Source organism: Rhodococcus sp. WB1, assembly GCF_001700945.1.
Lineage (GTDB): Bacteria > Actinomycetota > Actinomycetes > Mycobacteriales > Mycobacteriaceae > Rhodococcus > Rhodococcus aetherivorans.
In genome coordinates, this window is the sequence record NZ_CP015529.1 from 5,083,536 (window position 1) to 5,109,452 (window position 25,917).

21 protein-coding genes are annotated in these 25,917 nt (G+C 70.5%); 10 read left to right on the forward strand and 11 right to left on the reverse strand.

The window, feature by feature from the left end; genetic code table 11:
* The first annotated feature begins 18 nt into the window (after nt 1-18).
* From gluQRS to A4U64_RS22800, 4 genes are all read left to right on the forward strand, one after another.
* A complete protein-coding gene (gene gluQRS, locus A4U64_RS22785; protein ID WP_065923163.1) occupies nt 19-942 on the forward strand; it encodes a tRNA glutamyl-Q(34) synthetase GluQRS in 924 nt (307 codons plus the stop codon).
* Nucleotides 943-1,123: 181 nt separating this feature from the next.
* A complete protein-coding gene (locus tag A4U64_RS22790; RefSeq protein WP_029547082.1) occupies nt 1,124-2,038 on the forward strand; it encodes a membrane protein in 915 nt (304 codons plus the stop codon).
* A 49-nt stretch (nt 2,039-2,087) separates the two neighbouring features.
* The gene (locus A4U64_RS22795; RefSeq protein ID WP_065923164.1) at nt 2,088-3,122 is read left to right on the forward strand and encodes a hypothetical protein; all 1,035 of its coding nucleotides are present in this window, start codon (nt 2,088-2,090) and stop codon (nt 3,120-3,122) included.
* Between the two features lie 117 nt (nt 3,123-3,239).
* Nucleotides 3,240-3,965 (forward strand): queuosine precursor transporter, encoded by a 726-nt coding sequence (locus A4U64_RS22800; protein WP_065923165.1) that lies wholly within the window; start codon nt 3,240-3,242, stop codon nt 3,963-3,965.
* 67 nt (nt 3,966-4,032) lie between these two features.
* Here A4U64_RS22800 and tgt read toward each other — a convergent pair whose 3' ends face one another.
* From tgt to A4U64_RS22820, 5 genes are all read right to left on the reverse strand, one after another.
* The gene (gene tgt / locus A4U64_RS22805; RefSeq protein WP_006946397.1) at nt 4,033-5,298 is read right to left on the reverse strand and encodes a tRNA guanosine(34) transglycosylase Tgt; all 1,266 of its coding nucleotides are present in this window, start codon (nt 5,296-5,298) and stop codon (nt 4,033-4,035) included.
* 25 nt (nt 5,299-5,323) lie between these two features.
* A complete protein-coding gene (locus tag A4U64_RS22810) occupies nt 5,324-6,556 on the reverse strand; it encodes an MFS transporter (RefSeq protein ID WP_065923166.1) in 1,233 nt (410 codons plus the stop codon).
* Nucleotides 6,557-6,851: 295 nt separating this feature from the next.
* Nucleotides 6,852-7,022, reverse strand: a complete 171-nt coding sequence (locus A4U64_RS29020) for a hypothetical protein (protein ID WP_250638186.1) — start codon at nt 7,020-7,022, stop codon at nt 6,852-6,854.
* Nucleotides 7,023-7,051: 29 nt separating this feature from the next.
* Nucleotides 7,052-7,348, reverse strand: a complete 297-nt coding sequence (locus A4U64_RS29025) for a hypothetical protein (RefSeq protein WP_250638187.1) — start codon at nt 7,346-7,348, stop codon at nt 7,052-7,054.
* A gap of 179 nt (nt 7,349-7,527) precedes the next feature.
* A complete protein-coding gene (locus A4U64_RS22820) occupies nt 7,528-8,430 on the reverse strand; it encodes an amidohydrolase family protein (protein WP_081705084.1) in 903 nt (300 codons plus the stop codon).
* 181 nt (nt 8,431-8,611) lie between these two features.
* On the opposite strand from A4U64_RS22820, the gene A4U64_RS22825 reads away from it, so the two are divergent.
* Nucleotides 8,612-9,136 carry a DUF6448 family protein gene (locus A4U64_RS22825; RefSeq protein ID WP_006946403.1) on the forward strand — a complete coding sequence of 175 codons (525 nt, stop codon included), beginning with the start codon at nt 8,612-8,614 and terminating at the stop codon, nt 9,134-9,136.
* A gap of 239 nt (nt 9,137-9,375) precedes the next feature.
* Here A4U64_RS22825 and A4U64_RS22830 read toward each other — a convergent pair whose 3' ends face one another.
* Entirely contained in the window at nt 9,376-12,099 is a 2,724-nt protein-coding gene (locus A4U64_RS22830) for a cation-translocating P-type ATPase (RefSeq protein ID WP_006946405.1), read from the reverse strand.
* A gap of 158 nt (nt 12,100-12,257) precedes the next feature.
* Here A4U64_RS22830 and A4U64_RS22835 point away from each other — a divergent pair, with 158 nt between their 5' ends.
* A complete protein-coding gene (locus A4U64_RS22835; protein WP_006946406.1) occupies nt 12,258-12,674 on the forward strand; it encodes a pyridoxamine 5'-phosphate oxidase family protein in 417 nt (138 codons plus the stop codon).
* A 13-nt stretch (nt 12,675-12,687) separates the two neighbouring features.
* Here the strand turns inward: A4U64_RS22835 and A4U64_RS22840 are convergent, their stop codons facing one another.
* The gene (locus A4U64_RS22840) at nt 12,688-13,287 is read right to left on the reverse strand and encodes a LysE/ArgO family amino acid transporter (protein WP_029547076.1); all 600 of its coding nucleotides are present in this window, start codon (nt 13,285-13,287) and stop codon (nt 12,688-12,690) included.
* 72 nt (nt 13,288-13,359) lie between these two features.
* Here A4U64_RS22840 and A4U64_RS22845 point away from each other — a divergent pair, with 72 nt between their 5' ends.
* Nucleotides 13,360-14,241: a LysR family transcriptional regulator ArgP gene (locus tag A4U64_RS22845; RefSeq protein WP_050034400.1), complete on the forward strand. Its 882-nt coding sequence runs from the start codon at nt 13,360-13,362 to the stop codon at nt 14,239-14,241.
* A 163-nt stretch (nt 14,242-14,404) separates the two neighbouring features.
* On the opposite strand, the gene A4U64_RS22850 is transcribed toward A4U64_RS22845, so the two are convergent.
* Nucleotides 14,405-15,592, reverse strand: coding sequence for a PucR family transcriptional regulator (locus A4U64_RS22850; RefSeq protein ID WP_006946413.1), 1,188 nt, complete (start codon nt 15,590-15,592; stop codon nt 14,405-14,407).
* Nucleotides 15,593-15,777: 185 nt separating this feature from the next.
* Here A4U64_RS22850 and A4U64_RS22855 point away from each other — a divergent pair, with 185 nt between their 5' ends.
* The 3 genes from A4U64_RS22855 to A4U64_RS22865 all read left to right on the forward strand — a co-directional run bounded on the left by A4U64_RS22855 (nt 15,778) and on the right by A4U64_RS22865 (nt 19,694).
* A complete protein-coding gene (locus tag A4U64_RS22855) occupies nt 15,778-17,295 on the forward strand; it encodes a flavin-containing monooxygenase (RefSeq protein WP_006946415.1) in 1,518 nt (505 codons plus the stop codon).
* A gap of 16 nt (nt 17,296-17,311) precedes the next feature.
* Entirely contained in the window at nt 17,312-18,229 is a 918-nt protein-coding gene (locus tag A4U64_RS22860) for an alpha/beta hydrolase (RefSeq protein ID WP_006946418.1), read from the forward strand.
* 232 nt (nt 18,230-18,461) lie between these two features.
* Nucleotides 18,462-19,694, forward strand: a complete 1,233-nt coding sequence (locus tag A4U64_RS22865; protein ID WP_065923167.1) for an MFS transporter — start codon at nt 18,462-18,464, stop codon at nt 19,692-19,694.
* Nucleotides 19,695-19,830: 136 nt separating this feature from the next.
* Here the strand turns inward: A4U64_RS22865 and A4U64_RS22870 are convergent, their stop codons facing one another.
* The 3 genes from A4U64_RS22870 to A4U64_RS22880 all read right to left on the reverse strand — a co-directional run bounded on the left by A4U64_RS22870 (nt 19,831) and on the right by A4U64_RS22880 (nt 25,911).
* Nucleotides 19,831-21,762 (reverse strand): ABC transporter ATP-binding protein, encoded by a 1,932-nt coding sequence (locus tag A4U64_RS22870; RefSeq protein ID WP_029547069.1) that lies wholly within the window; start codon nt 21,760-21,762, stop codon nt 19,831-19,833.
* A complete protein-coding gene (locus A4U64_RS22875) occupies nt 21,759-23,486 on the reverse strand; it encodes an ABC transporter ATP-binding protein (protein WP_029547068.1) in 1,728 nt (575 codons plus the stop codon). The genes A4U64_RS22870 and A4U64_RS22875 overlap by 4 nt, the downstream gene beginning before the upstream one ends.
* An 82-nt stretch (nt 23,487-23,568) precedes the next feature.
* Nucleotides 23,569-25,911, reverse strand: a complete 2,343-nt coding sequence (locus A4U64_RS22880) for an MMPL family transporter (RefSeq protein ID WP_029547067.1) — start codon at nt 25,909-25,911, stop codon at nt 23,569-23,571.
* Nucleotides 25,912-25,917 lie beyond the last annotated feature (6 nt).

The following is a 25,917-nucleotide window of genomic DNA, read 5'->3' on the forward strand; positions in this document are numbered from 1 at the left end:
GCTCGATAGTCTGACCAAATGTCACATTCGGCCGGGGACGCGCGGGTTGGGGCCGGCCGGTTCGCCCCGAGCCCGTCGGGCGACCTGCACCTCGGAAACCTGCGCACGGCGGTCCTCGCGTGGCTGTTCGCCCGGAGCACCGGGCGGCGGTTCCTGATCCGCGTCGAGGATCTGGACCGGGTCCGGCCCGGCGCGCAGGAACGTCAGCTCGCCGACCTCGCCGCGCTGGGCCTGAACTGGGACGACGAGGTGGTCCACCAGTCGCGGCGGCTGCCCCTCTACGACGCCGCGATCGCCCGCCTCACCCGCGCGGGCCTGACCTACGAGTGCTTCTGCACGAGACGCGAGATCCAGCATGCGGCGTCCGCGCCGCACGCCCCGCAGGGCGCCTATCCGGGAACGTGCCGGAACCTCACCGAGGCCGAACGGGAGGCGAAACGGGCGTCGGGGCGGCCCGCCGCGCTGCGCCTGCGGTCCGGCGCCGCCACCTTCACCGTGGCGGACGTGGTGCACGGCAGCTTCACCGGTGTCGTCGACGACCTCGTGCTGCGCCGCGGCGACGGCATCCCCGCCTACAACCTGGCCGTCGTCGTCGACGACGCGGCGCAGGGCATCGACCAGGTGGTACGCGGCGACGACCTGCTCACCTCGGCACCGCGGCAGGCCTATCTCGCGGCGCTGCTCGGGCTTCCGGTACCCACCTACGCGCACGTGCCGCTGGCGCTGAACGTGCACGGCAAACGCCTCGCCAAGCGCGACGGTGCCGTCACGCTCACCGACCAGGCGGCGCTGGGCCACACCGCGGCCGACGTCCTGAGCCGGATCGCGGTCTCGCTCGACCTGGCGGACAAGGACGAGCCCGTCACGCCGGAGCTGCTGCTCGAACGATGGAATCCGGCCCGGCTCCCGCGGGAGCCGTGGGTGTACGACGGCAGCTGGTGACCGGTATCGGTGCAGCGCGACAGCCCTGCGGGGTCCGCGCGGCCGGCACCGCCGCGTAGTCCGGTTCGCGCCGGTCGTCCGGCTCGCGGAAGTTCCGGTGATCGTGCAATTCGGGCGCGTCGGACGTAGTGTGCGCAGTCGACAACGCGATTGGCTCCACCCTCCCACCGAGAAGGATCCGATGACGACCGGCGGTTACGACCCCAGCAAAGAGCCCAACAACCAGGGCGGCGAACCCAACCCCCCGCAGGGCGGCTACCCCCCGCCTCCCGGCAACTACCCACCCCCCGGCAACTATCCCCCGCCCGGGAACTATCCGCCCCCGCCCGGCAACTACCCGCCTCAGGGTGGCTACCCGCCCCCGCCGGGCAACTACCCGCCTCAGGGCGGCTACCCGCCCCCACCCGGCAGCTACCCGCCCCCGCCCGGCAACTACCCCTCGGGCGGTAGCCAGTACGGCGGATTCGGCGCCCCCACGCAGCTCAACGTGGGTGACGCGATCGGCTACGGCTGGAAGAAGTTCAGCCAGAACGCGGGCGTCTGGATCGCGTTCGTCGTCGCGGCGGCGCTGATCCAGTTCGTGATCAACGTGATCTTCGGCGGCTTCGACACGAACGAACTGACGGCGCTCAGCATCATCGGCGCGATCGTCAGCGTGTTCGTCAGCATCCTGATCCAGGCCGCCTACGTGCGCGGCGCGCTGCACGAAACCGACGGCAATCGTCCGTCGTTCGGCTCGTTCTTCCAGTTCGAGAACATCGGCGCCGTGGTGGTCGCGAGCCTGCTCGTCTCGCTCATGACCGTGGTCGGTTTCATCCTGCTGATCATCCCCGGCTTCATCGTCATCTTCCTGACCTGGTGGACGCTGCAGTTCGTCATCGACCAGAACCAGCAGCCGGTGGACGCGATCAAGTCCAGCTTCCGGGCCATCTCGTCCAACGTGGGACCGCTGCTGCTGCTGGCGCTGGCTCTGGTCGGCATCAACATCCTCGGCGCCATCCCGTGCGGCCTGGGTCTGCTCGTCACGATTCCGCTGACGATCATCGCCTCCACCTACGCCTACCGGGTGACCACCGGCCGCGGCGTCGCGCCCTGACGGACCCGGGCGTTCCACGACGCGGCACGTTACGAACAAGAGGAACAAGATGACCACCGGGGGCTACGAGTCCAATCCCGATCCGCAGGATCCGAACAAGTACCCGGGCGCGCAGCCGTACGGCCCACCGCCCGGGTACGGTCCGCCCCAGGGTTACCCGCCGCAGGGACCGAACTACGGCGGGCCTCCGCCCGGCTATGCCCCGCCGCAGGGCCCGCCGCCGCAGTACGGCGCTCCCCAGTACGGCGCTCCCCAGTACGGCGCTCCGCAGTACGGTGGCGCCCAGTACGGTGGCGCACCGCAACAGCCCGGCCCGCAGTACGGGCCGCCGCAGTACGGGAATCCGGCCGGGTACGGACCGCCGCCCGGATACGGCGCCCCCGGCGGCTACCCGCCTCCACCCGGCTTCGGCCCTCCCCGCGCGCAGATCAACATCGGCGACGCGCTGAACTACGGGTGGCGCAAGTTCAGTGAGAACGTCGGCGGCTGGCTGAGCCTGGCCGGTGTGATCGTCGTGGCCGCCCTCGTGTTCGGTGCCCTGATGTTCGGCGTCGTGATGGCCTCGACCACGACGGACCGCTACGGCTACAGCACGGGCATGTCGGGCGTCGGGATCGTCGTGATGATCGTGCTGATCGTCGCGTTCGTCATCGGCATGCTCGTCGTCCAGGCCGCCGCGGTGCGCGGGGCCCTGTACGAGCTGGACGGGCACAAGCCGGCGCTGAAGGACTTCTTCCGCGTCGGCAGCCTCGGTCCGATCCTGCTCGTCTCCCTGCTCATCGCGGTCGGCACGCTGCTCGGCTCGCTCGTCATCGTCGGCGGCATCATCGTCGCCTTCCTGACCGTGTGGGCGCTGCATTTCGTCATCGACCAGCGGCAGGACGCGGTCACGGCGATCAAGTCGAGCGCGTCCGCCGCCGCGGCCAACGTGGGGCAGCTGATCCTGCTGTGGCTGGTGCTGTCCGCGATCAACTTCGTCGGCGCGCTGCTGTGCTACGTCGGCCTGCTGGTCACGGTGCCCGTCACCACCATCGCCTACGCATACGCGTACCGGGTCGTCACGGGCGGACGGGTAGCCCCCTGACGGCACGTCGCGGAGCCCCCTGACGGCACGTCGCGGGCCCCGATCCAACCGGGTCGGGGCCCGCGTCCTTTTCGTCCGTTCTTCGCCTTCCTCCGGTCCGAGTGCTTGGATGGCCGGGTGACAGAGCACGTGCAGACCCCGCAATCCGACCATGCGCACTTCGCCCGCGTGGTCCGCAGCTACTACCCCGGGCTGGTGGCCCTGTTCACGGCGGTGCTCATCATCTCCAACGTCGCTGCCAGCAAGGGCGTGGCCTTCTTCGGCGACGCCGAGTGGGCGCTCGGCCCGCTGCAGGTCCTGCCGATCATCACCGACGGCGCGTTCTTCCTGTTCCCGCTCGCCTACATCGTCGGTGACGTCCTGAGCGAGGTGTACGGCTTCGCCGCGACCCGTCGCGCGGTCTACTACGGCTTCGGTGCGGTGGCGCTGGCCGCGTTGTGCTTCTGGATCGCCCAGCAGCTGCCGCCCGCCGACTTCTACGAGAACCAGGCCGCATTCGAGGCGGTCCTCGGGGTGGTGCCGCGGCTGCTGCTGGCCGGCCTCGCCGGCTACCTCGTCGGGCAGCTGCTCAACTCCTACGTGCTGGTGCGCATCAAGGAGGTCACCAAGGAGAAGCACCTGTGGGCGCGGCTGATCGGCTCCACCGTCGTCGGCGAGTTCGCCGACACGCTCATCTTCTGTGCGATCGCCGCCGGCGTCATCGGCATCACCACGTGGGCGGACTTCGTGAACTACGTGGTGGTCGGGTTCCTGTGGAAGACGCTGGTCGAGGTCGCCGTCATGCCGGTCACCTACGCGGTCATCGCGCACGTGAAGCGGCGCGAGCCGACCTACGCCGAGTGAGCGCCGCGACCGGTCCGGTCGTCCGCGGCAGCCGTCGTGGACGACGGTGGAGTTCGCGGACGCTGACTCACCGCCGCGCGTAGAACCGGCCCAGGGTCTCGGCCTTGTGTTCCTCGAGGTACCCGCCGTCGATGGCGGCGCGGATCTCGTCGACGAGGCGCACCGTGAACCGCTCGTTGTGGATGGTGCACAACGTGGACGCCAGCATCTCCTTCGCCTTGAACAGGTGGTGGATGTACGCGCGCGTGTAGTGCCGGCAGGTGTAGCAGTCGCAGTCCTCGTCGATCGGGGTGAAGTCGCGGCGGAACCGGCTGGTGTTGATGTTGAAACGCCCGTCCGGGTGGTAGATCGCCGCGTTGCGCGCCACCCGCGACGGGTTCACGCAGTCGAACGTGTCGACGCCGTGCTCGATCGCGACGAACATGTCGTCGGGCTCGCTGATGCCGAGCAGGTGCCGGGGCTTGTGCTCGGGCAGTTCCTCGGTGCACCAGCGGACGATGGTGCCGAGGTTCTGCTTCTCGAGCGCCCCGCCGATGCCGTAGCCGTCGAAGCCGCGGCCCGACTCGCCGACGATCGATTCGAGCCCGCGGCACGCCTGCCGGCGCAGGTCCTCGTACTGCGCGCCCTGCACCACCCCGAACAGCGCCTGGTACGGACGGTGGGCGCGCTGCGCCGTGAGCTTCTCGTGTTCGGCGATGCACCGCACCGCCCACGCCTGAGTCCGTTCGACGGACTGTTCCTGGTAGCCGCGGGTGTTCATCAGGGTGGTCAGCTCGTCGAACGCGAACATGATGTCGGCGCCGAGCTGATGCTGGATGCGCATCGACACCTCCGGGGTGAACCGGTGCCGGGAGCCGTCGAGGTGGGATTTGAAGGTGACCCCGTCGTCGTCGACGTGCGCGAGCCGCTCCTTGCCTTCGGCGATGACGTCGTCGGACCGCACGCCCACGGCATCCATCGCCAGGACCTTCTTGAAGCCGACCCCGAGGGACATCACCTGGAATCCGCCGCTGTCGGTGAAGGTGGGCCCGTCCCAGTTCATGAACTTACCGAGCCCGCCCGCCTCGTCGACGATGTCCGACCCGGGCTGCAGGTACAGGTGGTACGCGTTGGCGAGCAGGGCCTGCACCCCGAGTTCCTTCATCGCCTCGGGCAGGACCGCCTTGACCGTCGCCTTGGTGCCCACGCCGACGAACGCCGGGGTGTGGATGTCGCCGTGCGGGGTGTGGATCGTGCCGGTGCGTCCGAGTCCGTTGGCGAGCCGGGTGCCGACGGTGAAGAACGGGTCGGGCGGGGTGGGCACGGCGGAAGCGGTGGCACTGGGGTCGGTCACGTCGGTATCCAATCACGATGTCCGATCACGGCGCCGACGGCAGCCGCACGGCGAGCGCGAAGACGGCGACACCTGCCAGCGCGAGCACCGTGCCGACGGCGGCCGGCGCGGTGTAGCCGAAGCCGGCGGCGATCACCGCGCCCCCGATCCAGGCGCCGAACGCGTTGGCGAGGTTGAACGCCGCGTGGTTGAGGGACGCGGCCAGGGTCTGTGCGTCCTCGGCGACGTCCATGAGCCGGATCTGCAGTCCCGGGCCGACCGCGGCGCACCCGGCTCCCAGCAGGAACACCATCGCCAGGGCCGTGTACGGGTTGTGCGCCGCCGCGACGAACACGGCCAGCAGCACCGCCAGCGTCGTCATGGTCGTGAAGATGCCCGGTACCAGGGCCCGATCGGCGACGCGGCCGCCGACCACGTTGCCGACGACCATGCCGATGCCGAAGAGCATCAGGGCGACCGGAACCAGCCCCTTCGAGACGCCGGCGACGTCGGTCAGGGTGGTGCTGATGTAGGTGTACACGGCGAACACGCCGCCGAAGCCGATCATCGCGACCGCGAGCGTCATCCACACCTGCTTGCGCCGCAGGGCACCGAGTTCGGTGCTCACGCTGGTGGTGCGGATCGCCAGGGCGGGCACCCAGGCGGCGATCGCGGCGACGGTGACCGTGCCGATCACCGCCACCAGCGCGAACGCGGAGCGCCAGCCCAGCGCCATGCCGAGCCACGACGCGACGGGCACCCCCACCACGTTCGCGACGGACAGGCCCATCATCACCAGCGCCACCGCCCGGGCGCGCTGCCCGCGACCGGCCAGATGCGCGGCCACCAGCGCGGCGACCCCGAAGTAGGCGCCGTGCGGCAGACCGGCGACGAACCGGGACGCGACGAGCAGTCCGTAGTTCGGCGCGAGCACCGTCGCCGCGTTGCCGACGGTGAACGCGATCATCAGGGCGATCAGCAACGTCTTGCGCGGGAGCCGGGCCGTCAGCGCCGCGATCAGCGGCGCACCGACCACGACCCCGGCGGCGTACGCCGACACCACGTGCCCGGCGGTGGGCTCGGAGACTCCGAGACCGGTCGCGATGTCGGGCAGCAGGCCCATCGCCACGAACTCGGTGGTGCCGATGCCGAACCCGCCGAGGGCGAGCGCCCACATCGCCCGGGCGCGCCCCGGCCGGGAGTCTGCTGCCGGCGCGGCCGCGGGGGCGTCCGCCGGTACTGCGGAGTCGGGTGGGCATGCGGATGCCGTCGTCGTCATGAGCGGGAACCTTCGAATAGTGCGGGATGCGCTGGATCTTGTCAGCGTGCGAACCAGCCGAGTCTCCATTGTCTTGCACACGCCGACCCGACCTCGAATCGAGCGGACGTGAGTTCGGCCACCCCTGGCACGAGTCGCGCCTTGCGAAGGATCGGTCCACGACCCGCCGCGCCCGAGACGGCGTGAGCAGATCGCGCGCCGCGGGCCGGCTACCGCACCTGCAGCGATGTTATCCAATATCGTTCTGCGACAAAGGTTTCGAATACCGCTACGACCGGCGCAGCCGCGGCGGAGTTCACCAGTCCGCGCCGGCCCGTTCGGATGCGCGCAGCCGGAGCACCCCGTCGTCGATCCGGTACCGATTCATCGTCGTCAGGGCGGGTGCGTACACGTGGATGCTGACGGCCGGAGAATTCGTGTCGTTCGTCACCTCGTGGACGTGGTCGGCGTCGAAGCCGCGGGCCATACCCGCACGAATCCTCTTGCGTGACAACGCTACTTCGACTCCATCGAGACCCCGACCGCCGGGGTGCAGACGGTGGTCTCCGTCAGCACACCCTGCGCCACCGCGAAGGCGCCCGCGCTGTCGCCGTGATCGTGGATTTCGGTTCGCTGCCCGGGCAGCCACGAAAGCAGCCACACTTCGTGGTTGTCGGCAACGGCCAGTCGCGTATACCAGCGCTGCTGCTCGTCGAATCGAACGATCGGCATCCAGCGGCCTGGATCGTTCGCGATCCGCAGGGCGAGGAAGGTGAGGTCGGCGCGCGTCGGCAGGGCATACGTGGAGAGCATCGAAGAGTCCTGGAATGAGGAGGCACGGGCGTGCCCGGGCCGGGCTGGGCGGAGACGGATTCAGCGACGACAGCCGGGACACGACTCGGCGGCACGGGCCGACGCCGTGCACAGTCCGCGCTGCCGCGCGCTCACCGAGAATGTCACGACGACCATGCCACCCCGGCCGGGTCCGCGTGTCAAGGGTTCTGCGCAGGCACTTTCGCGAAGAAGCGGGCCGGATTGTCCGTCCGCAGGCGCATGCCGGCGGAACCGCCGAGCACCAGCGGCCGCGCGTAGGGACGATCGGAGCCGAGCAGCACCCGGTCCTCGCCCAGGCATGCGGTCACCGCCGCGACGACCTCCCGCCCGTACGACGACGTCTCCACGTAGACCCCCGGCCCGGGAACATCGCCGGGCCCGCCGCGCACCGCCATCCGATCGGCGTGCAGCGGAGCCAGGCCGGCGAGCATCGCGAACAACACCCGCACCGCCGGGAACCGACGCGCCCCGAACTCGTGCCAGGCGAACCAGGCGGTGTGCATCTGGGTCACGTACGACACCATCGCCGGCCACCATGCCGGAGCGCCGGGCGCCGACGCCGGGCCGGGATGCACGAACAGCGGCTTGCGCGCCCGCTCGAGTTCCGACAGCAGCGGCGCACACCGGTCGAAGCCCGCCGGGTCGGCCAGGGCGGTCGCCGGCAACTGCAGGCCCACGCACCCGGCCGCGAGGACGTCGCGCAGCGTCTCCGGATCGGGCTCGGTGACGCCGGCGGCGGCCCACACGCCGAACCTGTCGGGCAGGCCCAGCGCCCCCTCGTGATAGGCGTCGAGCAGCGGCCGGGCCTCCTCGGCGGGCAGTTCCTCGATCCCGAGGGGGCTCGACAGCGACACCAGCGCCAGATCGATTCCGTCCCGGACCGCCAGGGCCGTCCGCGCGGGGATCGAATGGTCTGCGGGGTCCACCCGGTACGGCGGTTCCCCGGGCAGGTGCAGCGTCCAGCCGTCGAGCCGGGGCGCGGCGCTGCGCGCCCGGAGGGCGTCGACGAAGGACGCCGGCCACACATGTTGATGCACGTCGACGCGGGGACGTCGCCTCATGCGTCCACGGTCGCCGCCGCGGCCCGCCGTGTCAACCGTCCTCGCATCCAGGCGACGAACCGGGCCGTCGAGCGACGCGGCCCCGGCGCGACCGATCCGCCCTGCGCTCGCTCGACGCCGGACGCACCCCGGCACTAGCCTGGGACCGAGCGTGTCCGCCGACCGCCGGAAGGAGCACCCCGTGCCTCCCCACTGCGATTCCATGGACGGTCCCGTCGTCAAGGCCGCCGAGGCGGCGCTGGGCGACGACAACGTCGAGCTGATCCTGCCGTTCGTGCCCGCCGACGCCGAGGACGAGGTGCGCACGGCGTTCGAGCGGGCGACGGCGGCGCGGGCGGAGGGCCCGATCGCCCACGAGGTGGCCGATCTCTACTTCTTCGACACGGTGGTCCGGCTGCACCGCGCGGGCGAGGGCGCCCCGTTCACCGGTGTGAAGCCGGCCGGCGGCGACGTCGGGCCCGTGATCCCGCTCGCCGAGGACGCGATCGAAACGGGCTCGGTCGAGAAGCTCCACGCGTTCCTGTCCGCCGAGCTGCACCGGCAGCTGCAGTCCCGGCTGGATCGGATCGTCGCTCTGACCGACGCCGTGACGACCGCCGAACGGCGGGAGTACACCGAGGCGATGCTCGGCCTGCAGGTGTACAGCCACCACCTCTACAAGAGCATGCACAGGGACCCGCACGAGGGCGGGCACTCGCACGGCTGATCCGGGGCACCGACGGTCACATCGGCATCATGTGATGCAGTCACATCGGCATCATGTGATGCAGTCACATCGGCATCATGTGATGCAGTCACATCGGCATCATGTGATGCATCGGCATACCCGGCATCAGCATGTGGTGCATCTGCATCATCAACATGTGCAGCATGTGCATCAAGCCCATGTCCATCGTTCCCACCTCCGCGTCCTGCGGTGTTCGTCGGAGGGCGACACCACCTCCACTATGCGCCCGCCCGAGCAGGCGTGTCACCACGCCGACGCCGCACGCTCCGTCCGGTGGCCTTGACGAGTTCGTCCACCCACAGCACCGAGGATCCGACGCCGACGGCGAGCGCCCACTGCTGCGAGGTGAGCGCGGTGGTGTCGAAGAAGCCCTGCAGGAAAGTCGTCTGCACCACGCACACCTGCAGGACGACCACCACGACGAGCGCGATCCAGATGCTGTGGTTGGTGAGGGTCTGCAACGAGAACACCGAGCCGAGTTCGGAGCGGACGTTGAGCAGATTGAACACCTGGAAGAAGACGAACGTGGTGAACGCGAGGGTGGTGGCGAACAGCGGGTCGCCGGCGCTCTCGGGGAACCACTGCGGCGCGTAGTGCAGCACTGCGACGGTTCCGGCGGTCATGACGATGCCCAGGCCGAGGATGCGGCGGAGCCGATCGCGGCTGAGCAGGCGCTCGTGGGCCGGCCGCGGCGGCCGGGACATGGTGCCCGGCTCGGTGGGGTCGACGCCGAGGGCGAGGGCCGGCGGGCCGTCCATGATGATGTTGACCCACAGGATCTGCAGCGCCGTGAACGGCGCACCGCCGGCGAGCCCGAGGGCCCCGGCGACGAGGAAGATCAGCACGAACCCCCACGCCGTGGTCAGCTGGAACTTCACGAACTTGACGATGTTGGCGTAGATGCCGCGGCCTTCCTCGACCGCGGCGACGATGGTCGCGAAGTTGTCGTCGGTGAGGATCATGTCGGCCGCGCTCTTGGACACGTCGGTGCCGGTAATGCCCATGGCGACACCGATGTCGGCCTGTTCGAGGGCGGGCGCGTCGTTGACGCCGTCGCCGGTCATGGCGACCACCTCGCCGTTCGCCTGCAGCGCCTTGACGACCCGGATCTTGTGCTCCGGCGCGACGCGGGCCAGCACACCGAAACCTGCTGCCCGGGAACGTAGCTCGTCGTCGTCCAGGGCGTCGAGGTCGGCGCCGGTGGCCGCGGCGCCGCCGATGCCCAGTTCCGCGGCGATCGCCGACGCGGTCACGAGGTGGTCGCCGGTGATCATGTGCACCTCGATGCCGGCGGCGTGGGCCACCTCGATGGCCCGCTTGGCCTCCGTCCGCGGCGGATCGACGATGCCGACCACGGCGTAGAGGGTCAGGTCGGACACCACGCGCTGCAGCGCCTCCCCGTCGCCCCGCGGCACCGCGTGCAGGTCCCGGCCGGCGATCATCAGGGTGCGCAGCCCCTCGGCGGCGAGCGACTGCACCGCCGAGCGGAGGCGCTCGCGGCGGCGGTCGTCGAGGGGGACGGGGCCGTCCCCGTCGAGCATCGCGGTGGCGCGGTCGAGCAGCGCACCGGGCGCGCCCTTGGCGAAGCACCGGTAGCCGCCGTCGGGCAGGGCGTGGAAGGTCGCCATGTACTTGTAGGCGGAGTCGAACGGCACCTCCGCCAGCCGCGGCACCGCGAGACGCGCCCCCTCGACGTCGATGCCGCCCTTCTCGGCGAGCACCACCAGTGCGCCCTCGGTGGGATCGCCGACGAGCACCCCGTCGCGGACGACGGCATCGTTGCACAGGGCCATCCCGAGCAGCGGCGTGGTCAGGTCCGGGGCCGGCAGCCCGTCGCCGACGAGGATCTTGCCGGCCGTTTCGTACCCGGTGCCGGTGACGCGGAAGCTGCGGCCACGGGCCAGCAGCCGCTGCACCGTCATCTGGTTGAGGGTGAGGGTGCCGGTCTTGTCGGTGGCGATGTGGGTGGTGCTGCCGAGGGTCTCGACGGCGGCGAGCCGTTTCACGATGGCGCCGCGCGCGGCAAGCCGCGACGCGCCCATCGCGAGGGTGAAGGCGACGACCGCGGTCAGCCCCTCGGGAATGGTGGCGACGGCGAGCGAGACGGCGGTGATCAGCAGGTCGGACCACGACTGCCCGCGCAGCAGACCCAGGACGAACACGACGGCGACGACGGTGAGCGCAACGATGGTGAGGGTCTTGGCGAGCTGGTCGATGCGGCGCTGCAGCGGGGTCTTCTCCACCCCGGCGGCACCGAGCAGGGTGGCGATCGCGCCGATCTCGGTCTGCATCCCGGTGGCCGTGACCACCATCGTGCCCCGCCCGCGGGTGACGTCGGTGTTCATGAACAGCATGTCGGCACGGTCGCCCAGCGGGGCCTGCTCGTCGACGACGGGTTCGACGGTCTTGTCGACGGGCTGGGACTCGCCGGTGAGCGCGGACTCGGCGACCTGCAGCCGCGCCGCCCCGACGACCCGGCCGTCGGCGGGCACGGAGTCGCCGGCCTCGAGCAGCACGACGTCGCCGGGCACGAGTTCGGTGCGCGGCAGGTGCTGTTCACGGCCGTCGCGGCGGACGCGGGCGGTGTCGACCGCCATCTGTCGCAGCGCCTGCAGGCTGTTCTCGGCCCGGCGCTCCTGCACGTAGTTCAGGACGGTGTTGAGGGTGATGACGGCGAGGATGACGACGGGGGTCTCCCATTCGCGCGAGACCACGGCGCTGACCACGGCGGCGACGACGAGGACGAGGGTCATCCGGTCGGCGAGCAGGGCGAGCACCTTGCGCCAGCCGGGTACGGCTGCCGTTTCGGCGAGGGCGTTGGGCCCGTGCTCACGCCGGCGCTCCTCGACGACGTCGGAGGGCAGCCCGGCCGCGGGGTCGACGTCGAGTGCCGCCGCGACGTCGTCGGCGTCGCGGGTGTGCCACGTGGTGGCCAGGGTCATCTCGCACGCTCCTCGGTGGGGTGAGGTCGGGCGGCTCCCACGCTATCGATGTGACGGACACCGCGCGATTCGATGGACGATCCGCCTGTGCCGGGCGCGGATTCGTGATGTGCTGGAGGCGGTGATATCGAGGCGGACGCCGCCGGATCGGAGGAACCATGAGTGAGCCGAACGTCGACAACCCCGTCGTCGTCCTGAACGACGACGAGAGCTGGGAGCTGCTCGGCACCGAGCGGATCGGCCGGCTCGTGGTGGTCTCGGGCGGGCGGCCGGACGTCTTCCCGATCAACTACGCCGTGCGGGACAGGAAGCTGTACTTCCGTACCGCCGAGGGCAGCAAGCTGGTCGAGCTGACGGTGCACGCGGAGGTCGCCTTCGAGGCCGACCACGTGGAGCAGGACCGGGCCTGGAGCGTGGTGCTGCACGGACGGGCCCGGAATCTCGTGCACTACAACGAGATCCAGGAGGCCGAGGAGCTGGGGCTGCAGGCCTGGGTGCCCACCCCGAAGTACAACTTCGTCGAGGTCACCGCGAGCGAGATCAGCGGCCGCCGGTTCGCCCTGGTCAAGGGCTGACGCGGGCTCGGCGTCAGCCCGCCACCATGCCGACGCCGAGCCCGACCATGAGCACGGCGATGCCGCCGTCGAGCACGCGCCACGACGCGGGTTTCGCGAACACTCCGCGCAGCAGGCGGGCCCCGTAGCCGAGCCCGAGGAACCACACGACGCTGGCCAGGACCGCGCCGGCGCCGAACCACCAGCGCCCCGGGTCACCGTGGTGGTTGGCGACGGAGCCGAGCATGAGCACGGTGTCGAGGTAGACGTGCGGGTTGAGCCAGGTCAACGCCAGGCAGGTGGCCAGGGCTGCGCCGACGGTGAGGGAGCCGCCCGCCGCGGCGGTCAGGGCCGACGGGCGCAGCGCCCGCCTCGCCGCGAGCACGCCGTAGCCCACGAGGAACGCCGCCCCCGCCCAGCGGATCACCCCGAGCGCGCCGGGCACCCGGTCGAGCACGGTGGCGATGCCGGCGATGCCGGCGGCGATGAGAACCGCGTCGGAGAGCGCGCACACCGCGATCACCGGCAGCACGTGGCGTCGCGCGATCGCCAGGCGCAGCACGAAGGCGTTCTGCGCGCCGATCGCGACGATGAGCGACAGTCCGGTGAGGAATCCGACGGCGACGAGGTGCATGACACCCACGCTAGGAACCGCCCTCGATGAAGAACAGTTGATTTTTCTTCAGTACCGTTAGAGTTGCTTCATATGGATCTGGACTTCGCGCAGCTGCGGACCTTCGCCGCGGTGCTGGACGAGGGCACCTTCGACGGCGCGGCCGCCGTCCTGCGCGTCACCCCCTCCGCGGTGAGCCAGCGGATCAAGGCCCTCGAGCAGCAGGCCGGCCGGGTCCTGGTGCGGCGCACCCGTCCGGTGTCCGCGACCGCCGCGGGCGAGGCGGTGATGCGGCTGGCACGGCAGGTGGCGCGGCTCGAGCAGGACACCGCCGAGGCGCTCGGGCTGACCGCCGGCCGGGACGAGTACGTGTCGGTTCCCCTCGTCGTCAACGCCGACTCGATGTCGACGTGGATGCTGCGCGCCCTGGCCCGCATGCCCGAGCGTCATCGCGCGCTGTTCGAACTGCACCGCGAGGACGAGTACCACGCCCCCGCGCGCCTGCGGGACGGCACCGCGATGGCCGCCGTGACGTCGGTGCCCGAGCCGGTGCAGGGGTGCGTCTCCGAAAAGCTCGGCGCCATGCGGTATCACGCGATGGCGAGCGTCGACTTCGCGGACCGCTGGTTTCCCGGCGGCGCGGGCGCCGAGTCGCTGCGGCAGGCCCCGATGCTGAGCTTCGACCGCAAGGACGACCTGCAGGACCGGTTCCTGCGGCGCCGCACCCGGCGCCGGCTCGACCCGCCCCGGCACTACGTGCCCGGCGCCGCCGAGTTCGTCGAGGCCGCACGGCTCGGCCTCGGCTGGGGCATGCTGCCGGAACCGATGCTCACCGACACCGAAGGACTCGTCTTCCTCGACTCGGACGATCCGCTCGACGTACCGCTGTACTGGCAGCGGTGGCGGCTCGAGTCGCCGGTGCTCGACGCGCTCACCGACGCCGTCCGGCGGACCGCCCGGGAGGTGCTGCGCTGACAGTGAGGATGGGCGAGTGATCCAACTGGCTGCCAGCACCCGATACGGGCGAGTGCGACGTGACGCTGCGCCCCTACCGGCCCGACGCGAGCACTGCGGACGGAGGCGGGAACCCGCCGGGCGTCAAGACCGGTCCCTGCCCACCGACCGCGGGCGTTGTCCCTCAGTCACGGGCCAGGACTCGCGGCCCGATGTGGTGAGCCAACTCCAGCGCGAGCTCGACGGGAAGCCTGCGCTCGCCGGGGCGGTGGCCGAGCAGTTCGGTTGCGCGGCTGACACGCTGCAGGATGGTGTTGCGGTGGGTGTGCAGGCGTGCGGCGGCGCGAGGGGCGTTCTCGGCTTCCTCGAGGAACACCCGCAATGTCTGGCGGAGACGAGCCGCGCTGGGTGTGTCCGCAGCGAGCGGGCCCAGTGTTGTGGCGACGAATTCGGCCGCCCGGTCCAGGTCGCGAGCGGCCAACGTGGCGACCTCGAGCTCGCGGTAGAGCGCGACGCGGTCGCCGTCGCGTTGCCCGCTGACCAGGCGCTGAATGGCCAGCGCGGCGTCGTGTGATCGGCGGAAGCCGGTGATGCCCGCTCGGGTGGGGCCGACGGCGACCCGAATGTTCGACTGCGCCTTGGTGATTTCTCCGCGCAGTGTGCCGAGCGCGGGTTCGGATTCGGTGCCCAACCACGCCCACAGCGTCGAGGTGCCCGCGGGCAGTGTGAGGGGTGTGCGGGCGCCGGCGGCCTGGGCCAGCAGCGTCGCGGCAGACTCCAGTGCCCCCTGCGTCCCGCCCGCCGGTTCGGCCCACAGGACGAGTGCGGTGTGGCGGCGAGCGAGCTGGTATCCGAGGCGTTCGCCGGCTCGGCGGGGGTCGATCGGGGCGCCGTCGAGGATCAGGTGCACGGTCTCGGCGCGGCGGGCCAGCGCGCCGCCGAGCACCTCCTCGCGTTCCCGCTGGGCGTCGGCGATGACACGGCTCACGACATGGTCGACGTAATCGAACATCAGCTGCGAGGTGACCTCCAACAACTCCACGAACTGTGGCCCCGGCGGGACGATCCGTCCGGCATGAGCCAGAAACCGCTGCCAGGCGACGTTCTGGCCCCGGCGGTAGGCCTGGTAGATCACCTCGAGGTCGATGCCGCGGCGCACGACGGTGCGGACGACGTCGAGGGCTTCGGGCGGCACGTCGATCGGCGCGCCTCCGACGTCACGCCGAGCGAGGGTGGTCAGCAGGCGCGCGGCATTGGCGCGGTTGCTCGCCGACATCTCCGCGACGATCGCCGCGTCCGCGCCCAGCATCGGGGCCACCGCCACCTCGGCGGCGTCCATCTCGGCGACGAGCTGATCGAGTTCACGCAGCATCAATTCGGCGACGTCACCGACGAGGGAAACAACTTCGGGTGCCACTGGCTCACGGAGCACGTACCAAGTGTGCCACAGCACACATATGGGTGCGAATAGTGTGCCGGCATACATGTCAACGGGTGCCGTTGCGGTCCTACTGTGAACGCCGTCACGCCCCAGCGCACCGCTCGAGGAGACCGACCATGAGCATCCCGACGACCACCGAGCCGACCGGTCGCCATACGGCAAGCACGCATTTCGACGTCTTGATCGTCGGCGCCGGCATTTCCGGCATCGGCGCGGCGTATCACCTCCAGACACGCCGGCCCGGTACGACGTTCGCAGTCCTGGAGGGCCGGGATTCGATCGGCGGCACGTGGAGCCTGTTCCGCTACCCGGGCATTCGCTCGGACTCGGACATGCCGAGTTTCGGCTACGGGTTCAAGCCGTGGACGCATCGGAAGTCGATCGCAGACGGGCACATCATCATGGATTACCTGAGGCAGACCGTCACCGAGAACCGTCTCGACCAGCACATTCGTTTCGGCTACCGGGTTATCGGCGCAGAGTTCTCCTCGGCGGACGGATACTGGACCGTCACCGCGCAATCGTCCGGCAGCGCCGAGCACGTGCACTTCACCGCGCGATTCCTGTTCCTGGGCACCGGCTACTACGACTACGAGGAAGGCTTCACGCCCGACATCGAGGGTGTGGAGGAGTTCGCGGGCCGGCTGATCCACCCGCAGCACTGGCCCGAGGACCTCGACTACGCCGGCAAGCGCGTGGTGGTCATCGGCTCCGGCGCGACCGCCGTGACGCTGATCCCGTCGATGGCCGGCAAGGCCGGTCATGTCACGATGCTGCAGCGCTCGCCGAGCTACGTGTTCTCGATACCGGCCGAGGACGCGATCGCGAACACCCTGAACAAAGTGGTCGGTCCCACCCGCGCGCACCGGATCGTCCGGCGCAAGAACATCATGCTCAACCGCGGGATCTACAAGGCCTGCCAGCGCGCGCCCAAGCTCATGCGCAAGCTGTTGATCGCCGATGTGCGCCGGCAGCTGCCCAAGAGCTTCGACGTAGACACCCACTTCACCCCGCGTTACAACCCATGGGACCAGCGCCTGTGCATGGTCCCCGACGGGGATCTGTTCAAGGCGATATCCGCCGGGCAGGCCTCGGTGGTGACCGACCGGATCAAGCGGTTCACCGAGGAGGGGATTCTGCTGGAATCGGGTCAGGAGTTGGCCGCCGACATCGTCGTCACGGCGACCGGACTCAACATGACACCGTTCGGCAAGATCGCGCTGAGCGTGGACGGGCGGCGCGTGAACCTGCCCGACACCACGGTCTACAAGGCGATGATGTTGTCCGGTGTGCCGAATCTCGTGTTCGCGCTGGGCTACACGAACATCTCCTGGACCCTCAAGGTGGACTTGGTGTGCGAGCACTTCTGCCGACTGCTCGACTACATGGACAGCCACGGCTACGGCACCGTCGAACCAGTGCTCGACGATCCGCACATGGATCGTGTCCCCGTGGTCGAGATGAGCTCGGGATATGTCCAGCGGGCCGTTGCGAAGTTCCCGCGCGGCGGCACCAGCGGCCCGTGGACGGTACAGATGGCCTACGAGAAGGACGTCGAGCGGCTGCGTCGCGGGCCGGTCGAGGATCCGGCGCTCGAGTTCGCGCCCAGCCGTACGGCTGCCGTCGCGTCGTAGGAACGGAGCGACCGAGATGAAGAAGGACCTGACCTTCCCCAGCCACGGCGTCGCCTGCGCGGCCTGGCATGTTCCGGCTACCTCCGACGTGCTGGCCGGCGCGGCCGGCCGCCCGTGTGTGGTGATGGCACACGGCTTCGGCGGCACCCGAGACACCGGCCTGATCGGCTATGCCGAGGGGTTCGCCGACAGCGGCATCGACGTATTGGTCTTCGACTACCGTGGCTTCGGCGACTCGGAAGGAACACCGCGCCAGGATGTTTCCTTCCGGCGTCAGCGCCAGGACTATCACGCGGCGATCGCCGCCGCCCGTCACCTGCCCGGCGTGGACGCCGATCGAATCGCGTTGTGGGGAACGTCGTACTCCGGTGGTCATGTCGTCGCAGTCGCCGCGCAGGACAGGCGCGTCGCGGCAATCGTATCGATGACCCCCGCGACCGACGGACTGGCAGCCGCGGTGCAGATCGCCCGCTACGCCGGAGCCGGTCAACTGGTGCGCACCACCGGCCACGGGTTGCGCGACCTCGCTCGCCGGATTACCGGACGCCGGCCGCACCACATCCCGGTGGTGGCGCGGCCGGGAAAGGTGGCGATCATCAGCGCCTCCGGCGCCGAGGAGGCCTACACCTCGATCGCCGGACCGACGTGGCGCAACGAAATCTGCGCGCGCACAGCACTGGAGGTGGCCGTGAACCGGCCCATCACCGCTGCCGGCCGCCTTGGCTGCCCAATCCTTGTGCAGGTGGGCACACACGACCGTGTCGCACCGCCCGTCGCCGCGCGCAGGACCGCGAAGAGGGCAGGGGCCACTGCACTGTTGTGCGAGTACCCCGTCGATCACTTCGACGTCTACGACGGTCCTTGGCAACAACGGATGCTGCGTGACCAGCTCAGCTTCCTGATCCGCGCCCTCGATCCGGCGCGGCCCTGCTGATCGTCACCGTTCCCCCGAGCTGCTCGCGCTCGACGCCCATGACATTCCGATGGTGCGCGACTCGCTCGGCGGAGAGTCGAGATCTACCACGTCCTGTGCAGTGCACACGTTCACACGTTCGAGCATCGGGCCCCGACCGCAGCCGCTCGACATCCCTCGGAGCATCCACCGGTGCGTCCCGAGCGGCCGGTCGGTTAGCGTGACGGGTCCGGCCCCGGCGAGAGGACGAACGATGACCACAGCAGCACCTGCACCGGCACGACAGCTGAGCCGGGCCCTGGCCGGCGTGCTGGCCGTCCTCGTCACCACCGGGTGGGCGGCGAACCACTTCGCCGCGATGATCCCCGTCCTGCGCGAGCACGAAGGCCTCTCGCGCGCGCTGCTCGACGGGGTGTTCGGCATCTATGCGCTCGGGCTGCTGCCCGGTCTCGTCGGCGGCGGCGCACTCTCGGACCGGACCGGCCGTGCGGCGGTCGTCCTCCCCGGTGCGACGATCGCCCTCGTCGGCACCGTGCTGCTGCTCGTCCGGCACGACGCCGCCGGACTCGTCGCGGGCCGCCTCGTCGTGGGCATCGGCGCGGGCCTGGCCATCGGTGCGGGCACGGCCTGGGCCACCGACCTGCGCGGGAAGGTCGGCACGGTGCTCGCCGGCGTCGCGCTCAGCTCCGGATTCGCCCTGGGGCCTTTCGTGTCCGGTCTGCTCGCCGAGTTCGGCCCCCGGCCGCTGTCCCTGCCGTTCGTGCTCTCGGCCGCGTTGTCGGCCGCGGCCGTCACCGCCGCGACGGTGTGGAGCCGGCCGGCCCACTACGCGGCGGCGGACCTGCAGCCGGTCGTGCCGGGACACGGCCGGTCGGTGGCCGGTGCGCTGTCCTGGTCGCTGCCGCTGGCACCCTGGGTGTTCGCCTGCGTCACAGTCGCTTTCGTGACGTTTCCGGCCCGGGTCGCGAGCGCGTACGCGGGACCGGCGCTGACCGGGGCCGCAGCGCTGCTTGCCCTGGGCTCCGGGATCGTCGTGCAGGCCGTGGCCCGTCGGCGGGAGTGGGGCCCGCAGGCCGGGACGGCCGGCGCCGTCCTCGCCGGACTCGGGTTCCTCCTCGTCGGCGCCGGCGGGGCGCACCCGCCGCTGTGGCTGCTGCCCGTCGCGGCACCCGTGCTCGGGGTGGCCTACGGGCTGTGCCTGCGCGAGGGCCTGCTCGACCTGGAGTCACTCGCGCCGAAGACCTCGCGCGGGACGCTGACCGGCGTCTTCTACGTCGGCACCTACCTGGGCTTCGCGCTGCCGCTGCTGCTCGTGCTGTTCGAGCCCACTACCGGCGCGAGCCTGCCGCTGTTCGTGCTCGCCGTCCCGGCGTTCGCGGTCGCGCTGGTACGGGCCCGCCGGCTGGCCGTCGCCGAGCACCCCCGCGCCGTCGACGCGCCGCGCAGCCCCGGCGAATCGTCGCGGACGGAAGGACACCGGCGATGACCACGCGACGTGCCTGACCTCCGATCCGCCCGCCTCGTCGGAAATTCGCTCGCCGCTTCGGAATCCGCTCCTGCAATTGCGTGGGCGGATCCACGACCGGCGCGACGATCCCGCCGGCGTCCGCCTCGCCTGGCGGTCATTCCACGAGGGCGCGGAACTGCGCGTCGTACAACCGGAAGTAGGCGCCGCCGGCCTCGAGGAGCTCGTCGTGCGTGCCCTGTTCCACGATGCGCCCGTGCTCCATCACCACGATCCGGTCCGCGTCGCGGATGGTCGACAGCCGGTGCGCGATCACGAAACTGGTGCGGTCCCGGCGCAGCACCGCCGTCGCGTGCTGCACGAGCAGCTCGGTGCGGGTGTCGACCGAGCTGGTGGCCTCGTCGAGGATCAGGATGGACGGCTGCGCGAGGAAGGCGCGGGCCGTGGTGATCAGCTGCCGCTCCCCCGCGCTGATGTTGCCGGCGTCCTCGTCGATCACGGTGTCGTAGCCGTCGGGCAGGGAACGCACGAACCGGTCGACGTAGCTGATGCGGGCGGCCTCGAGGATCTGGTCCTCGGTGGCGTCCGGCCTGCCGTAGGCGATGTTGTCGCGGATGGTGCCCCCGAAGAGCCAGGTGTCCTGCAGCACCATCCCGATACGCGAGCGCAGCTCGTCGCGGCTCATGGTCGTGATGTCCACGCCGTCGACGAGGATTCGTCCCGAATCCAGTTCGTAGAAGCGCAGGATCAGGTTCACCAGGGTGGTCTTGCCCGCGCCGGTGGGCCCGACGATCGCGACCATCTGCCCCGGCTCGACGCGCAGGTCGAGATGCTCGATCAGCGGTCGCTCCGGCAGGTACGAGAACGAGACGTCCTCGAACTCGACCAGGCCGTGCCGCCCCCACGGGGTGACGGGGGCAGGCGAGTCGGGCTCCTGTTCGAGTTCGTCGAGGATCTCGAACACCCGCTCGGCGGACGCCGCCGCGGACTGCAGCAGGTTGACCATCGCGCCGATCTGGCCGAGCGGCTGACCGAGCTGCCGCGAGTACTGGATCAGGGCCTGCACCTCGCCGAGGCTGACGGTGCCCGACGCGACCCGCAGCCCGCCGAGCACGGCGATCGCGACGTAGCTGAGGTTGCTCATGAACATCACCAGCGGCATCACCAGACCGGAGACGAACTGGGCGCGGAACCCGGCCCGGAACAATTCGTCGTTGGTCTCGGTGAAGCGACGCTCGACCTCGGCGGTCCGGCCGAAGGCGGTGACGAGTTCGTGGCCGGTGAAGGCCTCCTCGATCTGGCCGTTGAGGTTGCCGGTGGCCTTCCACTGGGTCACGAAGTGCCGTTTGGACCGCTTCGCCACCACCGCGGTCACCACCACCGACGCCGGCACCATGAGGATCGCGACGAGCGCGAGCAGCGGCGAGATCCACACCATCATCACGACGAGCCCGAGCAGGGTGAGCACCGACAGCACCAGCTGGCTGATCGACTGCTGCAAGCCCTGCGAGATGTTGTCGATGTCGTTGGTGACGCGGCTGAGCAGATCACCGCGGGAATGGGAGTCGAAATAGCGCAACGGCAGCGCGTGCACCTTGCGTTCCACCCGGGATCGCAGATCGCGGATGACGCGCTGCACGATCTCGTTGAGCCCGTACGCCGCCAGCCAGATCAGGCCCGACGACAGCAGGTACAGCGCGAGCACGAACACGAGGGTGCGGCCGAGGGCGGCGAAGTCGATGCCCGCGCCCGGCACGAGCGACATGGCCGACACCATCTCCGCGAACTGGTCGCGTCCCTGCGCCCGCAGCGCCTCGACCGCCTGTTCCTTCGACAGCCCGGCGGGCAGCTGACGGCCGATCACCCCGCTGAAGATCAGGTCGGTGGCGTGGCCGAGAATGCGGGGCGCCACCGAGGACGCCACCACCCCGAGCACGGCCAGGACGAGCACCACGGCCGCGGCCCACCGGTGCGGCCGCAACAGGCCGACGAGCCGTTTGGTGGCCGGCCACTTCTGCCGTGCCCGGTTCTCCGGCGCGCCCGGGTCCACACCCCCGAGCCGCGGCCCCGCCTCCTTGCGCTCGGTCATGCGGTCACCATGCGCTGCGACTCGACGATCTCGGCGTAGGTCGGGCAGCTCGCGAGCAGTTCCAGATGCGTGCCCGAGCCGACGACGGCCCCGCCGTCGAGTACGACGATGCGGTCGGCGTCGAGCACCGTGGACACCCGTTGCGCGACGACCACGACGCACGCATCGCGGGTCTCCGGGAACAGTGCCTCCCGCAGCCGCGCGTCGGTGGCCTGGTCCAGGGCCGAGAACGCATCGTCGAACAGGTAGATCGAGGGCCGGCGGACCAGAGCCCGGGCGATGGCCAGGCGCTGGCGCTGCCCGCCCGAGACCGTGGTGCCGCCCTGGGCGACGAGGGTGTTCAGCCCCTCCGGCATCGCCCGGACGAAGTCCGCGGCCTGTGCAACCTCGAGGGCGTGCCAGAGCTCGTCGTCGGTCGCGTCGGCGCGGCCGTACCGCAGATTGTCGGCGACGGTGCCGGAGAACAGGTAGGCCCGCTGCGGCACGAGACCGATCGCCGCGCGCAGCACCTGCGGGTCCAGGTCACGCACATCGGTGCCGCCCACCAGGACCGAGCCGGCGGTGACGTCGATCAGCCGCGGGATCAGCCGCAGCAGGGTCGTCTTGCCGGAGCCGGTACCGCCGATCACGGCGGTCGTGCTGCCGGGCTCGGCCCGGAACGTCACGTCGCGCAGGACGGGCGCGTCGGCGCCGGGATACGCGAAGGCCGCCCCCCGCAGCTCGAGGGTCACGGGGGTGGCGAGGGTGCGGACGGGCCGAGCCGGCGCCGGCAGCGACGATTCGGTGTCGAGCACGTCGAGGATCCGCTCGGCACACACCGCCGCGCGCGGCGCCATCATCGCCACGAACGACGTCATCATCACCGCCATCAGGATCTGCATGATGTAGCTCAGCAGCGCGGTGAGGGATCCGACCTGCATGTCACCGGTGTCGATCCGGTGGCCGCCGAACCACAGCACGGCCACGCTCGTGGCGTTGGCGATGAGCATCACGAGCGGGAACAGCAGAGCGTTGATGCGGCCGACGTGCAGGGCCGTGTCGGTCAGTTCCACGTTGGCGACCTCGAACCGGTCCCGTTCGGTGCGCTCGCGCACGAACGCCCGCACCACGCGGATGCCGGTGATCTGTTCGCGCAGTACCCGGTTGACGGCGTCGATGCGCACCTGCATCACCCGGAAGGCGGGCACCATCCTCGCGATCAGGACGAACATGGTGACCGCGAGGACGGGCACGGCAGCGACGAGCACCAGCGACGTGCCGGCGTCCTCGCGCAGCGCCATGACGATGCCACCGATACCCATGATCGGGGCCATCACCACGATGGTGCAGCTCATCAGCACGAGCATCTGCACCTGCTGCACGTCGTTGGTGTTGCGGGTGATGAGCGACGGCGCGCCGAACCGGCCGAACTCGCGGGCGGAGAATCCGCCGACGCGCCGGAGCACGGCGAGCCGCACGTCGCGGCCGACGGCCATGGCGGTGCGCGCCGCGAAGTACACCGAACCGATCGAGCAGCCGATCTGCACCGAGCTGATCGCCAGCATCACCGCGCCGGTGGTGAGGATGTACCCGATGTCGCCGCGGGCGACGCCGTAGTCGATCAGGTCGGCGTTGAGCGCCGGCAGGATCAGCATGGTGCCGGTGGCCACCATCTGCAGCAGCACCACCGCGATCAGCGCCCCCCGGTGAGGGCGCAGGAACCGCGGGAGCAACCGGACCAGCATGATCACCACGCTACCGGTGCAGCAGCCCGGTTCCCGGCACCTTTTCCGCCCGCGAGGGAACGGAAAAGGCGCCCGGGTCCGGTCATGTGTGCGCCGGCTCGCGGCTGGGCTCGGGGACGGTCAGCTCGCGGCGGAGCTTCTCGCCCTCGACGTCCACGTTCGGCAGGATGCGGTCCAGCCACGTCGGCAGCCACCAGGCCTTGTCGCCGAGCAGCGCCATCACCGCGGGGATGATCACCATGCGCACGACGAACGCGTCGAAGAACACGGCGGCGGCGAGCGCGAAGCCGATCGACTTGATGAACGAGTTCGGCTCGGCGATGAAGGCGGCGAACACCGAGATCATGATGACCGCCGCCGCGGTGACCACCCGGGCACCGTGGGCGAATCCGATCCGCACGGCCTCCTTCGCGGACGCGCCGTGGACGAACTCCTCCCGCATGCGGGTCACCAGGAAGACCTGGTAGTCCATCGCCAGGCCGAACACCACGCCGATGAGGAAGATCGGCATGAAGCTGACGATCGGCTGCGGGTTGGAGACCAGCCCGCCCCAGCCCTCCTGGAAGACCGCGACGGTCGCGCCGAACGTCGCCAGGACGCTGAGCAGGAATCCGAGGGTCGCGGTCAGCGGCACCAGGATCGACCGGAACACGAGCATCAGCAGGATGAACGCGAGTCCGACGACCACCGCGAGGTACGGGACGAGCGCGCTCTGCAGGGTCTCGGACACGTCGCCTTCGAGGGCGGTCTGTCCGGTGATGCCGTAGGAGACGCCGATCTCGTCGTGCAGCTGGGCCTCCTGGTCGCGGATGCTCGACACGAGGTCCATCGTCGCCGGCTCGCTGGGGCCCGACCGGGGGGTGACCATGATCTGCGCGGTGTCACCGGCCTGGTTGACGGCCACGATCTGGGCGTTGACCACCTCGTCCTGCTCGTACAGGCGCTGCACGACCTCCCCGAACGCCTGCTGCGGCGCGACGGTGGCCTCGCGGGCGTCGGCGACGACGAGCAGCGGGCCGTTGCGGCCGGGACCGAACGCCTCGTTCACGAGGTCGTAGGCCTGACGGGCGCTGGTCTTCGGGTCGCCGGTGGCCTCGGTGGGCAGGGCGAGCTGCAGGTTCGCGCCGGGCAGCGCGAGGATGCCGAGCAGCAGCACGCCGGCGACGAGCGGGATCAGCGGCTTGCCGGTGGCCCAGCGGATGTAGCGCTGGGCGGCGCTCGGCCTGTCGGTGTCGGCCTCCGGGTCGTGGTCCTTCAGGCCCGGGATGCGGCCGGCGAACGCCTTGCGGCCGAACAGGCCGAGGATCGCCGGCAGCAGGGTGATCGCGATGAGCACGGCGATGAACACCGTGAATGCGGCCGCGTAGCCCATGGCGGACAGGAACGGGATCCCCACCACGCTGAGGGCCATCAGGGCGATGATCACGGTCAGGCCGGCGAACACGACGGCGGAGCCGGCGGTGCCCACGGCACGTCCGGCCGCCTCGGCACGGTCGGCGGTGACGGTGATCTCGTGCCGGAACCGGGAGACGATGAACAGCGAGTAGTCGATCGCGACGGCGAGACCGATCATGATCGCCAGCGTCGGGGTCATCGAGCTCAGGTCGGCGAAACCGGTGGCGATGGTGATGCCGAGGCTGCCGATGGCGATGCCGATGATGGCGGTGATCAGGGGCAGGCCCGCGGCGACGAGCGAGCCGAAGGTGATGGCGAGGACGACGGCGGCGATGCCGATGCCGATGAGTTCGGTGACGCCGCCGGGCATCTCGGCCTCCGCGGCGGCGGTGCCGCTGACCTGGACGTTCAGGCCCGCGTCCCGGCCGATCTCCGCGGCCGCGGCGATCTGCTCACGCATCGTGTCGTCGACGTCTCCGAAGCCGCCCTCGAACGGGACGGTGACGAATCCGACGGTGCGGTCCGGGCTCAGTGGCGACAGCGCGGCCGCGTCGGCGAGCGCGGTCTCCTCCGGCTTGCCCTGTTGCTCGGCGGCGGCCTTCATCTGTTCGACGAGACCGGCGTTCGCGGTGACGGGGTCGACGAGGACGGCGGCCTGCTGCTCGGGGGTGGCGACGGCCGGATCGATCTTGGCGGCGGCGGTCACCTTGTCGATCCCGCGGATCGCCGCCAGCACCTCGTTCATCGCCGCGAGGTTCTGTGGTTCGTCGAGGGTCCCGCCGTCGGGGGCGGCGAACACGTAGCGCGCGCTGAGCGCGTTCATCGGGTCCGCGGCGTTCGGGAACCGTTCGGCGAGCAGGTCCTGCGTCTGCTGCGCGGGAGTGCCGGGGATGGAGAACGAGTCCGTCGTCGGCCCGGACAGGGTGGCCGCACCCACGCCGAAGAGGACGAGGATCGCCAGCCAGAGGGAGAGGACCGTGCCTTTTCGCCGATAGGCGAACTTGCCGATCCGATAGAGATAGGTCGCCACGGGGAA